Origin of the sequence: Candidatus Clostridium stratigraminis (assembly GCF_045310675.1) — a bacterium.
GTDB classification, from domain to species: domain Bacteria; phylum Bacillota; class Clostridia; order Clostridiales; family Clostridiaceae; genus Clostridium_AT; species Clostridium_AT stratigraminis.
Map to the genome: position 1 here is coordinate 96,977 of NZ_JBJHZZ010000007.1, position 13,414 is coordinate 110,390.

The 13,414-nt window shown below is 33.8% G+C and carries 14 protein-coding genes; all 14 read right to left on the reverse strand.

What is annotated here, in order from left to right:
* Positions 1–3: 3 nt before the first annotated feature.
* Entirely contained in the window at positions 4–267 is a 264-nt protein-coding gene (gene citD, locus ACJDUG_RS11410) for a citrate lyase acyl carrier protein (RefSeq protein WP_406770022.1), read from the reverse strand.
* Between the two features lie 84 nt (positions 268–351).
* Positions 352–912, reverse strand: a complete 561-nt coding sequence (locus tag ACJDUG_RS11415; protein ID WP_406770023.1) for a Fe-S-containing hydro-lyase — start codon at positions 910–912, stop codon at positions 352–354.
* 17 nt (positions 913–929) lie between these two features.
* On the reverse strand, positions 930–1,772 hold the full coding sequence (locus tag ACJDUG_RS11420; protein ID WP_406770024.1) for a fumarate hydratase: 843 nt from the start codon (positions 1,770–1,772) through the stop codon (positions 930–932).
* A 188-nt stretch (positions 1,773–1,960) separates the two neighbouring features.
* Positions 1,961–3,208, reverse strand: coding sequence for a methylaspartate ammonia-lyase (locus ACJDUG_RS11425; RefSeq protein WP_406770025.1), 1,248 nt, complete (start codon positions 3,206–3,208; stop codon positions 1,961–1,963).
* 82 nt (positions 3,209–3,290) lie between these two features.
* On the reverse strand, positions 3,291–4,745 hold the full coding sequence (locus ACJDUG_RS11430; RefSeq protein WP_406770026.1) for a methylaspartate mutase subunit E: 1,455 nt from the start codon (positions 4,743–4,745) through the stop codon (positions 3,291–3,293).
* A 17-nt stretch (positions 4,746–4,762) separates the two neighbouring features.
* On the reverse strand, positions 4,763–6,154 hold the full coding sequence (gene glmL / locus ACJDUG_RS11435; protein ID WP_406770027.1) for a methylaspartate mutase accessory protein GlmL: 1,392 nt from the start codon (positions 6,152–6,154) through the stop codon (positions 4,763–4,765).
* 94 nt (positions 6,155–6,248) lie between these two features.
* On the reverse strand, positions 6,249–6,653 hold the full coding sequence (glmS, locus tag ACJDUG_RS11440; RefSeq protein ID WP_406770028.1) for a methylaspartate mutase subunit S: 405 nt from the start codon (positions 6,651–6,653) through the stop codon (positions 6,249–6,251).
* Positions 6,654–6,667: 14 nt separating this feature from the next.
* A complete protein-coding gene (locus ACJDUG_RS11445; RefSeq protein ID WP_406770029.1) occupies positions 6,668–7,645 on the reverse strand; it encodes a GntR family transcriptional regulator in 978 nt (325 codons plus the stop codon).
* Positions 7,646–7,942: 297 nt separating this feature from the next.
* A complete protein-coding gene (gene cwlD / locus ACJDUG_RS11450; RefSeq protein WP_406770030.1) occupies positions 7,943–8,638 on the reverse strand; it encodes an N-acetylmuramoyl-L-alanine amidase CwlD in 696 nt (231 codons plus the stop codon).
* Positions 8,639–8,983: 345 nt separating this feature from the next.
* Positions 8,984–9,787: a M15 family metallopeptidase gene (locus tag ACJDUG_RS11455; protein WP_406770031.1), complete on the reverse strand. Its 804-nt coding sequence runs from the start codon at positions 9,785–9,787 to the stop codon at positions 8,984–8,986.
* A gap of 96 nt (positions 9,788–9,883) precedes the next feature.
* Positions 9,884–11,461 carry a cell wall-binding repeat-containing protein gene (locus ACJDUG_RS11460; protein ID WP_406770032.1) on the reverse strand — a complete coding sequence of 526 codons (1,578 nt, stop codon included), beginning with the start codon at positions 11,459–11,461 and terminating at the stop codon, positions 9,884–9,886.
* A 228-nt stretch (positions 11,462–11,689) separates the two neighbouring features.
* The gene (gene rpsI, locus ACJDUG_RS11465) at positions 11,690–12,082 is read right to left on the reverse strand and encodes a 30S ribosomal protein S9 (RefSeq protein ID WP_406770033.1); all 393 of its coding nucleotides are present in this window, start codon (positions 12,080–12,082) and stop codon (positions 11,690–11,692) included.
* Positions 12,083–12,107: 25 nt separating this feature from the next.
* A complete protein-coding gene (rplM, locus tag ACJDUG_RS11470) occupies positions 12,108–12,542 on the reverse strand; it encodes a 50S ribosomal protein L13 (protein ID WP_406763131.1) in 435 nt (144 codons plus the stop codon).
* Between the two features lie 132 nt (positions 12,543–12,674).
* Positions 12,675–13,409, reverse strand: coding sequence for a tRNA pseudouridine(38-40) synthase TruA (truA, locus tag ACJDUG_RS11475; RefSeq protein ID WP_406770034.1), 735 nt, complete (start codon positions 13,407–13,409; stop codon positions 12,675–12,677).
* Between the last annotated feature and the right edge of the window lie 5 nt (positions 13,410–13,414).

A 13,414-nucleotide genomic window follows, 5' to 3' on the forward strand; every position in this document is an offset into this window, starting at 1 on the left:
TTATTACACCGCCCTTTTAATTGCAGTTTCTACCCTTGCTGCAATTGTATAATCCAAAGCTCCTTTATCCTGAGCCTTTATGGAAATATCCATAACCTTCATCTCATTTACTTTATCTATAATGACTTTTTTAATTTGCTCGCCAAATTGCTTTATTACTATGCTTTCAAGCTCAAGCTCAATTCCGCCCTTTTCATTAGGCATAACCATAATTAATATATCATTTGATTCAAGTGTGCCTGCCTTAGCTACTTTAGTAATGTTCATATTTTCACCCGCCTTTAGGTAATGATAATTAATAAAGAACGAATGATGAATGTTAATAATTCATCATTCATTCTTTATTAATTGTTATTTATTTACTGAATCTAAATAATTCTTTTGTCCGATTTCATAAAGATTATTTCCTTCGCAGTCTATGACAACAACCACTGGAAAATCTACAATTTCCAGCTTTCTTATAGCCTCTGCTCCTAAGTCTTCATATGCTATTACCTCAGCCTTTTTAACTGATTTGCCTATAAGTGCAGCTGCTCCGCCAATGGCACCAAAATAGACTCCCGTATGCTTTTTTATTGCCTCAATAACTTCTGGTCCTCTTAACCCCTTACCTATCATTCCTCTTAAGCCAAGCTCTATAAGCTTAGGGGAATATGAATCCATTCTATAGCTTGTAGTAGGTCCTGCAGAACCTATTGCTTGCCCTGGTTTTGCAGGAGTTGGTCCTACATAATAAACAATAGAATCTTCTACGTTCATTGGGAGTTTTTCTCCCTTATCTATAAGCTCAACTAATCTTTTATGAGCTGCATCTCTGGCAGTATAGATAGTACCTGTAATAAGTACTGTATCTCCAACCTTTAATTCTTTTACCTTTTCCTTAGTAAGTGGAGTTGTAATTCTCTTTTCCATAGCTTTTACCCCCGATATTAAAGTTCTATTTCAGCATGTCTTGTAGCATGGCAGCTAATATTAACTGCAACAGGAAGACCTGCTATATGAGTAGGATATGTTTCTATATTCACGCATAATGCCGTTGTTCTTCCACCAAAGCCTTGAGGTCCTATTCCTAAAGCATTAACCTTTTGAAGAAGTTCTTGTTCAAGTGCAGCATAAAATGGATCACTATTTCTCTGAGTTACAGGTCTAAGTAATGATCTTTTAGCTATAGCAGCAGCTTTTTCGAAGGTACCTCCAATGCCCACACCTACAATAATTGGTGGACAAGGATTTGGGCCTGCTTCTTTAACTGTCTGAAGTATAAATGCTTTTACGCCTTCAATTCCGTCAGCTGGCTTTAACATCTTAAGCTTGCTCATATTTTCTGACCCAAAGCCTTTTGGAGAAACTGTGATATGTATTCTTTCCCCTGGTACAATATTATAATGAATGACTGCTGGAGTGTTATCTCCAGTATTGACCCTATTTAATGGGTCTTTAACTACTGACTTTCTTAAAAAACCCTCATCATAACCTTCTCTTACACCCTCATTTATTGCATCCTCAAGATTGCCGCCGACTATATGAACCTCTTGACCTAGATCAATAAATACACATGTCATTCCTGTATCTTGACACATTGGCATATTCTCTCTTTTAGCTATACCTGCATTAGTTAAAATTTTTCCTAAAATATCTTTTGCTATATTCCAATCTTCCTCATTATGAGCCTCTTCTAATTTTTCTTTAATATCATCTGATAAATAATAATTAGCATCTATGCAAAGCTTTCTAATGGCCTTAATTATTTCTGAAACATGTATTTCTCTCATAACTAATCTCCTCTCTAAAATATTAACATAAATTTTGTAACAAAATAAACAAAAGACACTGAAAGCACAGAAAAGTCATTATCTTAATATCTGTTTCAGTGTTTTCAGTGATTCTTCCGTTTTACCTGTTAAATAAATATTTTATTATAAGAAAATCCCCTAGGGGATCTTCTACATTATTAATTCAGTTATTTGTTCTTTCTTCTATTAACAAGAGCAACAACTCTGTTCATTTCATTATTTACAATCATATATCCTTCATCAACGCCCATTCCAGGTTTTGCTAGACATTGATCAGCTCCACAGCCAATAGCTATATTAGTTGTAACTTCTGCAGATCTATTTGTTTCGTTGCAAGTTCCTCCACAGTAAGCCCCAACACCATGTTTTTTGCAGTATAGAATTGATTCTATAATATTATTTACTCCGCCTAAATCTGGAGTTTTAATTTGAAGCATGTGACCAGACTTATTGTCAGCAAAGAATACAACATCTTCATAGGTATTGCACCATTCATCTGCAACTAATTCTACCTTTATTCCTCTATTATCAAGCTCTGCTCTTAAATCTCTTAAAGCTTCCATTTGTCTTTCTCTGTGTTCAACATCCATTGGTCCTTCAATTCTTAAATGGAATGGCTTTGCAGCTTCTTCTAATGTCTTTAAATAAGCTGCCATAGCTTTAATATCGTTATTAAAGGCAACGCCTATTGTTCCATAAACATCAATATGGAATACAGGAAGATAGTTTCCACTAGTTCTTAGCTTTAATACTCTGTCTCTTAGCCAGCTTACATAAGCAAGAAGCTTTTCTCCCTTTAAGCCTAATTTATCTTCAACATGATTAATTAATGCATGAGGCATAACGTCTGCATTTTTAATTATCATCTTGTCTGCGTTATCGTATCTATCATCACCTGATTGAGTAAATATTGGAATTCTCTTTATATCCACTCCAGTATTATATTCATCCCTAACTACTTCAGCCATTGTAACTTTTTTTGATTTTGCAACTGCATCAAGAATTGCTTGAGTTATACCATATCTTATAGCGGTATGAAGTCTTTTTCCGTTTACAGTCATATGGTCAAATTCTTCTGCAAGTGCCTTAAAGCTATTTAGCTCTCTTCCAATTAACTTAGGTGCTATTTCCTTTTCTATAACTGGAATAAAATCTCCTGCTAAAAATAATGGATCTCTTCCGCCTGCTCCTGAATATTGTACTGCAGCACAGTCTCCATAAGCTACCTGGCCATCTTCTAAAATAAGCATAACAGATATTGATTCTCCAGCTACTCTAACAGCCTTAAAGCCTTCTGTTACAGGTTCGCCAACATAAGTAAAGCCATCATGCTTAGCTCCTTTTTTAATTGCTCTTTGATCATCAAAATAAAATCCGGTTCTTCCACCAGAACAAACCACATCAATAATTTTCATATAAAAAACCCTCTTTCGTTTTATATATAGTGCTTGAAAATTCCGCTGGGAATTTTCAAGCCTAATAACTTTTATATTTTAATTATTTCTCAGGTCTTCCAATAAGTACTCCCTTACCAACAGCAAAGATATCATCAATACTCATTTGGAAGCTTACTTGTCTTCCTTCAAACTTAGCTCTTTCTTCTAGCTTTTTCTTGTTATAAGCTTTTAATTCCTCTGATAATGGAATATTACCAAATTGAAGATATCTAACAGCACCATTGTTGTCTCTTGCTGGCATCATCTTTCCTGCATTATACTTACTTGGCGCAAATGGAATGTCAATAACTCCACCCGCAAAGGCCTTAACAGTTCCTATAGCTAAATCTCCATTACCTACTTCATATACCTTATCAAGCATGCATTTAGTTTCTGCTTTAATAATAGCTATTTCAGTTTCTAATTCCTTAGAAAGTGGTAATCTTTGACCAGTAAGAAGGTTTAAAGCCATTTTTGTAGCTCTAATTCCCTGTCCATTAGCTTCCTTAGTTGGAATTCCTATTGCTTCATGAGGAGTTTTTACTATAACCTTTGTTGCTCCTGCAAGTGCTGCTGTTGCTGCTCCTAAGGAAATTAATCCAAAGGCCTTAGCTTCATCTACTGGGAAGCCTCCCATCCATTGATGGAATACTGTAGTAACAAATACATCATTGTAGCCGTATTTCTTTAGATACTCATTTGTTTGTTCTTCAAGAGCTCTCATTGCAGCTACGTCTTGAATCATATTTCCACACATACCATAACCAACAGTTACATTCTTTACTCCCTGTTCTGCTGCAAGTAATGCTTCTATTATTGCGACTGCATTTGAAGTACTTGGCGGTACTAAGGTTCCTGTTAAAGGTCCAAAGGGTTCTCTGTTTATAGAAATTCCTTGTTCTTCATAAAAGCCAACTAATCTATCGCAATACTGCCAATCTAATAAAGTCTTTTCAATACTTACATTTTTAGCATAAGGTATATTATAAGATATACCGCCGCCTTCATTTGAAGTCCAGCCAGCTGCATGAATTATTTCAGATAAAAGTCTTGCATCTGGAGTACCATGTCTTGCCTGCAGCGGAAGATTTACTGCTTCATATATTCGTCTGCAGCCTTCAACTCCATGGTTTACTCCAGGAAAACCATTTAGAAGAGAACGTCCTGCTGCTAAACTTTCTTTTATTCCAACTTCACACTCATCATATCTATTTTGTCTTGTATAACTATCTATAGTTGAAGGCAATAAATCTGCTTCTCCAACATCCTGCAGGTATGTTAAAAGCTCAATATGCTCATCTATTAATGCAACACCAGCTCTTGGCTGTGCTAAAGTTATTCCTTCTTCTTTAGCTTTTCTTAATTTAGCAGAAAAGTTTTTGTGTTCTGGAACTGACTTTAAAAAATCTACTGCCTTATTTAAATCTACATCCTTACCTGTTTTCCATTGATTTAAGACTTCTTTTCTTGTTGTAAAAAATTGTTCCTCTGTCCATTTCTTATTCTTTAATTCCATGTTTTTTTCCCCCTATATTAGGCTAATTTCACTAAATATTTTTTCATGATTCTAACTGCCATATCTGGATAATCCTCTGCTAAAAGTCCCATAGCGGACATTATATAAGTTTTATCTATTAAATACCCTGGATTCTCAGGTTTTAAGTAGGTAGGACTATTTATATTAAAGGTTCCAGCCTTTAATATTTCACCTGGATTATTACTATGAACAAGTACTCCTCCAGTTCCAATGAAATACTTAGTTTGCATTAAATCCTTACCGACCTGTGAATAAATAACACCCATAGGGGTATAAACACTTTCAATAACACCTACATGTCTTTCCATAGCCAAATCAGTTGCTACCTTTGCCATAGCTTCATCAAATTTAATCTCTTCTTCATTATCTGGAACCATTTTTATATTCTCAGCTCTAAATTTGCAGTTTTCTTCTACATTAATGCTTTTATCTTGAAGATACTGTTGAAGTTTTCTTGTTCCAGAGGCTTCCCATAAGGAGAGAGCTGAGTATCTCATGCCTAAGTCCCCTTCAACTGTTCTTTTGGCAAAGGGTTCCTGTAGTCCTCTTAAGGTAACTCCCGGCTTAGTAGGTTCACCGTCTGCAATAGAATGAATATCTGTAGTGGCTCCGCCTATATCTACAACTACTAAGTCCCCAATACCTTCTTCCTTATCACTGCCTTCACTAAGGACCCTGGCAGCCTTTAGTACAGCAGCAGGAGTTGGCATTAAAATGCCGCTTATAAAGCTCTCTGCTTTTTTCATACCTTTTGCTTCTATTATCTTTTCCATAAAAATTTTTCTTATTTCTTCTCTAGCAGGTTCTACATTTAATTCGTTTAGCCTTGGCATAACATTTTCAGTAGCTCTGTAAAAAATCGAATTGCTATTTAAAATTTCTTCTACTTCGTCTATGGCAACTTTGTTACCAGCTGCAACTACAGGAAGCTTTATTCCTGCCTCTGCAAGGGCTTTAGCATTGTGAATTATACATTCCTTGTTGCCTCCATTAGTGCCCCCTGCCAATAGAAGAATATCTAAATTTGAATTCTTTATTTCATTTATTTCCTTAGAAGTAAGCTCATAGCTGTAAACTTTCAATACTCTAGCACCAGCTCCTAATGCAGCTCTTTTAGCTGCTTCTGCTGTAAGCTCGGGAACAAGTCCAACGGCTACCATCTTAAGTCCACCTGCTGCAGAAGAACAAGCCAGCTTTTTAACAAAGTTAATTTCCTTACCTTTAAGTTCTTCCATTAACTTTTCATAGGCTTTATTAAAGCCGAGCATTATATCACTTTCAACAGTTGTAATATCCTTTGCTGTTGCTAAAATTTCTTCATTTTCAATATCAACTGCAGTAAGTTTTGTATAAGTACTCCCAAAATCAATAAGCAAATATGCCTTCAACTCTACCACTCCTAAATTAAGAATTAAACAAGTTTAATGCTTAAAATTCTTAATTATATATTGTATATAAGTTACTAAGCTTCATTATTAATTATTATTCTCCAAGGTCTTCTCTTAAATCTCTAATAGCAGTCTCAGTAGAAGTTCCTGGTGGATATACTCGATCAAAGCCCATAGCTTTAAATCTATTATAAACATCTTCCCAATTTTGTTTTCCTACAACTATATTTCCACCTACATATAGTTTTATGCCTTTAAGGCCTGCCTCATCGCATTTTTCTCTTAAGCCTCTGCAGTCAATTTCTCCATGTCCATAAAGGGAAGAAACAAGAATCATGTCTGCACTTGTTTCAACAGCTGCATTTATAAAATCTTCTTGTGGTGATAAAACTCCAATGTTAATAACATTGTAGCCTGCTTCTGTTAGTGCATGATCTAATATTTTGTTACCTACTGCGTGGCAATCTGAACCTATAACTCCAAGAACTATTGTTTTCATAATGACATCCTTCCTTATTTTTGATAATTTATTTCTAATATTTTTGATTTTAATGCTTTAACTGAACCATCATCTAAAGTGTATATAAATCTTATAATTTCTTTATTATCCTTATTAAATTTTTCAACATCCTTGTATCTACCTGGAGATACAATTAGTACGTCAGAATTATCTACTATATTTATTAGTTCTTCCTCATTTTGAGTATTTGAATACACTATATTTATATTTCCAAGCCCTGATTCTTCAATGGCGCCGCGGATTTTAAACTTAAATTCCTCAGATATGCATAGAAAGCCAAACTTTATGCCATCTGGAAATCTTGCAATTTTAACAATTGTTCCTAAATCCGGCTTAATTGCTATTCCTAGCACTTCTCTATGAAAATCTCTTGTAAGATCTTTTACTTCGTTAACATGATTAAAGGTGGCAATTATTACTTGAGCCTTTTCTATAGTGTCCTTTGTCTCAGGTTCCATTCTTGTGAGGTCTGGTACGGTTAGTGGAATTATATTCATATTAGTATCTTTACTAAGCTGGTGGCTAAACATCCTAGCTTGTTCAATATTACATTCCACATAAACTGCTGTCATCTTGCTCATGTGTTCCTTCTTTTCTTCTACTCTTTGTACTACCATTTCTAGGAACTCATCGACATCCATGCCAACTTCTAAAGCCTCTTCAAGCCCTAAGTCTACAAGTTTAATTATTTTATCTTTTAGGCCTTGTGCTTTCCATGGTCTGGCTTCTTCAGCTACAAAGGTTCCCTTGCCTTGATAGGACTTTAGCACCCTTTCCTGTTCAAGTTCCTTATAAGCCATACTAACAGTATTTCTGCTTACCTTTAAATTTTCAGAAAGCTCTCTTTCAGTAGGCATTTTATATCCAACTTTCAGAGAACCATCTCTTATTTGATCCATTATCTGTTTTTTGACTTGTAAATATAGCGGAACACCACTTTGTTTTTTAATTTGAATATTTATTTTAATCACCTCTAAATTCAATAATGCTTCAATATTAGGGCGTTAATTTTAATGGACTAATGGACTAATCCATTAGTCAACTTTATTGTATCACATAGCTCCATCCACTTCAATATGTTGAATATAATTTTGATAGTTTTTATTGCAAATTTTATAAATAATGATAGATTTTCTTCATATGTTAAATTACAAGAAAATTCTACATATAAGGTTTTCACTTTGTTTCTTAGAGTATTATAATTCATCATTATTTAGCAAATTAAAATTAAAGCGACATATTTCCCAGGGAATATGTCGCTTTTCATATTAATTTTCATCTAAATAGGTTTTAATGGATCTTGTTAAGGATTTTGCTATTAAAGCTTGATAATCCTCACTCTTAAGCTTTAATTCCTCATTATAATTAGATAGAAAACCACACTCTACCAATACAGAAGGCATAGTATCATTATTCCTAAGTATTTTATAGTTGTCCCTTGCGGGCTTTTCAACACGTTTATTATTTTTGTCTAAGTCAATTATAAGATTTCCCTGAATAAGATGTGCAAGTACACTGCTTTCTTTGAAATCTGAATACCACACTTGCGAACCATAATATTGTCCCTCAGGAAAATGATTTTGATGAATACTAATAAATAAATCAGGATTTACTTCTTTTTTAATTTTACATCTATTGGCTAAGTCTTGACTTTTTTTAGTACTGTAATTAGAACTTCTTTGATCTATTAAAGCCTCGTCTTTTTCTCTAGTCATGAAAACCTGAAAGCCCTCAGCTTTTAGCATTTCTTTTAATTTCATGCTTATACTTAAATTAATATTCTTTTCCTTAATGCCAGTTTTCCCTTCTGCCCCGCCATCATAGCCCCCATGACCAGGGTCTATTAATATTATTTTTTTTTCAGCAGTCACTTCTTCATAATTCTCAGCAAATACATTATATGTTGGAATTAACAAAATGCACAATAACATTATGCCTATAACAATATTTTTTCCAAAGTTCATCTTTTATCCTCCTAAAGGAATTTTGCGACGAGAAGTTAATTTGTAATTAAAGTAAACAATCAAATTTATCCTTGGGATAAAAATTATAATTTATATTTTCAATTAAGTAATTCTGTCGCAATTAGTTATAGTTTGTGCATAATGTCTTTTTTTAATTTATTTTTTATTAATGTCTTCTTTTGATAATTAATGTACTCATTACCAAACTCTAAAACCATCATTTTTTCTTAAAGATTTTTTTAGAGTAAAAATCCCCCAAACATAAGCGTTTGGAGGATTATACAATTTGTAGAAATTATCTCTTTAATAATTATAAACCATTCATTTAAGCAACTTTACTAATAACTAATTTTTAAACTGCTCTAAATTAATATCAGCAGCCTTATATTTTTTTGAATCAGAATCATCAAAATGCCACCATTCAGTATTAATTGTAGTAAATCCACTGTCTACCATATACTTAGTTAATAAGTTCATATTTTTCTTAGCCTCAATTGAAATTTTAGAGTTAGTTCTGTAAGCATTGGTGGAAAAGTCATCAAACTTTGAAGGCATAGTTAATTCTTTCCCATCTTTACCAACAAGAGTTATATCAACAGCACAACCTTTATTATGGATGGAACCTCCAGTTTTAGGGTTAGCAACAAAACGACTATCCTTAACAATATTCCAGAATATCTGCTGAACATAAATAGGTCTATATGCATCCCAAACTTTAATTCTGTATCCTAGCTTTTCTAACTGAGTATTGGCCTTAACTAATTTCTCAGCTGTGTTTTTCTTTAAAACACAAACACTATTAGGATAAATAACTCTCTTTGTAAAATTATCAGTTGTAGCATATTTTAGGTCAATTACTATATCCTTATCTAAAGATGATAGTAAAACAAATCCACCTATTTCCTTAACTGGCTCATCGGAAGCATAAGCTGAATAGGACTGCTTTATTATATCCATAAATTCGGGATTTTCATTTATTGATTTAGTTATCTCTTGTTGTTTAACAGCTGGTTTTTCTACAATACTAGGTTTAGGCTTAACTATCGCACTATCAGGATCGTTATTTTTCACAGGTTTTTCTACCATTGAGCATCCTGTAAAAATAGAAATTAAGTATAAAAATATAATAAAAAATCTTATTATTTTCATTTTAAGACTCTCCCATTAATAATGGAATTAGAAATCATTGTACTGCTACATACTAGGCTAAGAAAGTAATTTGTTTACATGTTTCACAACCTTTTATTACATCCCTAATACTGATGATATTGGCCCCATTATAATCACAGGTTGTTTTGATGGATCAAGCCATCTTAAAATTTTTAGGGTATTGCTCTCTTCGGTAGCTACACATCCTGCTGTACCGTTATTATAACTTCTCCAACAATGAAAAAAGATACCTGATCCCTTTCCAAGGGTTCTCTCAGGGATGTTGAAATTAATAACAAAAGCGTAATCATAAAGCCAATCTGACCTTAACAAATGTTCCCCGCTAATTGAAGGATCCGTTACCCATGTGTTATAGTGAGCTTCATCGTCTGCCCAAATATCATTAGGAGTAGTTTGCCGATATGGCATTGCAGTACCCGGATTACCGTACTTACCAAAGCCTGTCCCTAATGAATAAATACCAACAGGTGTAGTTAAATCTCCTTCATGTCTATTAGAGGAGAATCCATTTATACCGATTACTCCAGGAACTGAAAGGATCTGCTTCCAAGTGCCGTTAGCTTTTTCAAAGGTAGTGACTGTAGCATTTGCAGTATTAAAATCACTGGTAGTAACTACTATGGCCTGTTCAGCATCTCCCTTTCCTTTTATCTTATCAATTATTAATTGATTTTTCCACATATTAGTGATACTATCTTCTACATTTTGACTAACTACACCAGTTCCACCTAGGATTATTACTTTCTTTACACCTTTATCTTTTAATTGATTAATTGCATTTGAAGATATTGAATTTTTATCAGTTAGAAATATTGGAGCATTATTCTTAGCAGCTAAGGCTGAACCACTTAATGCATCTGGAAAATTGTTGCCTGTAACTAAATAAACTGTATCAAAATTTAAGTCCTCTGCAAACTCATTATTAATAATCTGATTAGTTTCATATCTATCAACACCGCCAAGTCTCTTACTGTTTGTTACTGTTGAAGCTATCTGAGGAGCTATAACCCCTGTTCCGCCTGCTAAATACGAAACAGATATATTCTTATCTTTAATAAAGGACGATACATACGGATCTAGGTACGCATTTGGAGATAACAAAATAGGCATAGATTTAATACCCGCAATTGGAGCTATGGATAATGCATCTGGGAAGTTTAGTCCTGTAGTTATGATAATTCCATTATCTATTCCAAGTTGCTCTGCTACTAATTTTGACGTTTCGTATCTATTAACTCCCCCAATCCTGGTAGTGTTTATTCCTGCACCTTTCAGCTGTTCCTCTACCCTAACACCTATAGCACCTGTGCCACCGACAAGGAAAGCTTTTGTGGCCTTTAATCTTTCTATTTCAGTCAAAATATCCAATCTTAATGCATCTTTTTCGGTTAATAATATTGGTGCATTATTTGATTTTGCAAGAGCTGATGCTGACAATGCGTCTGGATAGTCTAATCCTGTAGCTATAATAACTGTATTAGCTTGTACCCAGCCATATCTACTAACAGCCACTGAAGTAGCATATCTATCACTTCCATATAGCCTTGCAGTTTCTACGTTGGTATCCTGTGCAAAAACTGGTGTTGTGTTTAAAGCCATACACAAAAAGAGCATAGCTAATATTACTGAAAAAATACGTCTGCTTCTTAACATATATTTATACTCTCTTTCTATTGCTGTAATATTAACCTATAGGTCCAATATAACTATATTCTAGCTTAGTTTAATATTTCCTTCTAATTTTTCGAAAGATTGTTGCCTCTAACACCACTTCATAGTGAGTTTAATGATCTAATGAGAAATCCAACGCTTTTTTATAAGTTTTTAAAAAAATAAACCCCACAAATGCTGACATTTGTGGGGTTCTTTTTTTGTATAATATTATCTCTTTGAGAATTGTGGAGCTCTTCTTGCCTTTTTAAGACCGTATTTCTTTCTTTCCTTCATTCTTGGATCTCTTGTCAAGAAACCTGCTTTTTTAAGCTCTGGTCTTAAATTTTCATCAGCTTTTAGTAAAGCTCTGGATATACCATGTCTGATTGCTCCAGCTTGACCTGTAAAGCCACCGCCATGAACATTTACTATAACATCGAATTTTTCTTTAGTTCCAGTTAAAACTAATGGTTGATTAACTATAAATCTTAAAGTGTCTAATCCGAAATATGTTTCGATATCTCTTTTGTTGATTGTGATTTTTCCTTCACCAGGTACAAGTCTAACTCTTGCAACTGATTTTTTTCTTCTTCCAGTTCCTATATATTGAACTTTAGCCATTTTATATATTCCCTCCTGCTTCCAATTAATACTTTAACTCAAGTGCTTCTGGTTTTTGAGCTTCATGAGTGTGTTCTGCTCCTCTGAATACCTTTAGTTTCTTAAGCATATCTCTTCCTAAAGGTCCATCTGGAAGCATTCTTCTTACAGCTTCATGGAAAGCAAATTCAGGCTTCTTTGCTAAAACTTCTCTATAAGGAGTTTCTTTTAATCCACCTGGATATAATGAGTGATGTCTCATCATCTTCTGATCAAGCTTTTTGCCTGTTAAAAGCACCTTTTCAGCATTAATAATTATAACAAAATCTCCAGTATCAACATTTGGTGTAAAAGTAGGCTTATTTTTTCCTCTTAATATTGTAGCAACTTGGCTAGCAACTCTTCCTAGTGGCTTTCCAGCTGCATCGATAACATACCATTTTCTTTCAACTTCATTTTTCTTAGCTAGATATGATTTCATTTTTTTCCCTCCCTGAACTTTACATAAAAAACTTTATCTATGTCAAGATCCGGGGCTAGTGGATCTTATACACAACATAATACAACATTATTCATTATAATACATTCTTCCAGGCGTGTCAACAATTTTCCTCTAGTAATAAACAACTTCTAAACATAGCCCTGATGCAGGAGCTGTCTTGCCTGCCTTAGTTCTATCCTTAGATTTTATTATATTTAAAATCTCATAAGGTTTAAGCTTATGAATTCCAACATCTATAAGTGTACCAGTCATTATCCTAACCATATTATACAAAAAGCCGTCGCCTTCAATGTAAAATATAATTTTATCTTCATGTTTTTGCAGATATGCACTTTTAATATTTCTCACAGTAGTTTTCACAGAACTTCCTGCAGCCTTAAAGGCAGAGAAATCATGTTCACCAATAAAATAGGTGGAAGCCGCCTCCATAGCATGAAAATCAAGCTGCTTTTTATAATGATATAGATAATTTCTCTCCAGTGCAGTTGGCTCATGCCTATTTAAAATAGTATAACTATACCTTTTACCGATTGATGAATATCTAGAGTGAAAATCCATATTAACTTCTTCAGAACTAAGAATTACAATATCCTTTGGCAGCTTGCTATTTATTGCATCTTTAAAGCTTTTAATACTTATATTGCTTTCTGTCATAAAATTTGCAACAAAGCCTCGTGCATGTACACCAGCATCTGTTCTACTTGAGCCAATAACCTTAACCCTATTATTAATAATTGATTCAATAGCCTCTTCTAGTTTCTGCTGAATTGTAATAACCTTTTTTTGTTTCTGCCAGCCTGCGTAATTTGTTCCATCATATTCAATGGTAAGCTTAATATTTCTCATAATTA

Bases quoted from the DNA above. Each gene is read 5' to 3' on its own strand.
- citD (WP_406770022.1), bottom strand. From the start codon at position 267: ATGAACATTACTAAAGTAGCTAAGGCAGGCACACTTGAATCAAATGAT.
- ACJDUG_RS11415 (WP_406770023.1), bottom strand. From the start codon at position 912: ATGGAAAAGAGAATTACAACTCCACTTACTAAGGAAAAGGTAAAAGAA.
- ACJDUG_RS11420 (WP_406770024.1), bottom strand. From the start codon at position 1,772: ATGAGAGAAATACATGTTTCAGAAATAATTAAGGCCATTAGAAAGCTT.
- ACJDUG_RS11425 (WP_406770025.1), bottom strand. From the start codon at position 3,208: ATGAAAATTATTGATGTGGTTTGTTCTGGTGGAAGAACCGGATTTTAT.
- ACJDUG_RS11430 (WP_406770026.1), bottom strand. From the start codon at position 4,745: ATGGAATTAAAGAATAAGAAATGGACAGAGGAACAATTTTTTACAACA.
- glmS (WP_406770028.1), bottom strand. From the start codon at position 6,653: ATGAAAACAATAGTTCTTGGAGTTATAGGTTCAGATTGCCACGCAGTA.
- cwlD (WP_406770030.1), bottom strand. From the start codon at position 8,638: ATGAACTTTGGAAAAAATATTGTTATAGGCATAATGTTATTGTGCATT.
- ACJDUG_RS11455 (WP_406770031.1), bottom strand. From the start codon at position 9,787: ATGAAAATAATAAGATTTTTTATTATATTTTTATACTTAATTTCTATT.
- ACJDUG_RS11460 (WP_406770032.1), bottom strand. From the start codon at position 11,461: ATGTTAAGAAGCAGACGTATTTTTTCAGTAATATTAGCTATGCTCTTT.
- rpsI (WP_406770033.1), bottom strand. From the start codon at position 12,082: ATGGCTAAAGTTCAATATATAGGAACTGGAAGAAGAAAAAAATCAGTT.
- rplM (WP_406763131.1), bottom strand. From the start codon at position 12,542: ATGAAATCATATCTAGCTAAGAAAAATGAAGTTGAAAGAAAATGGTAT.
- truA (WP_406770034.1), bottom strand. From the start codon at position 13,409: ATGAGAAATATTAAGCTTACCATTGAATATGATGGAACAAATTACGCA.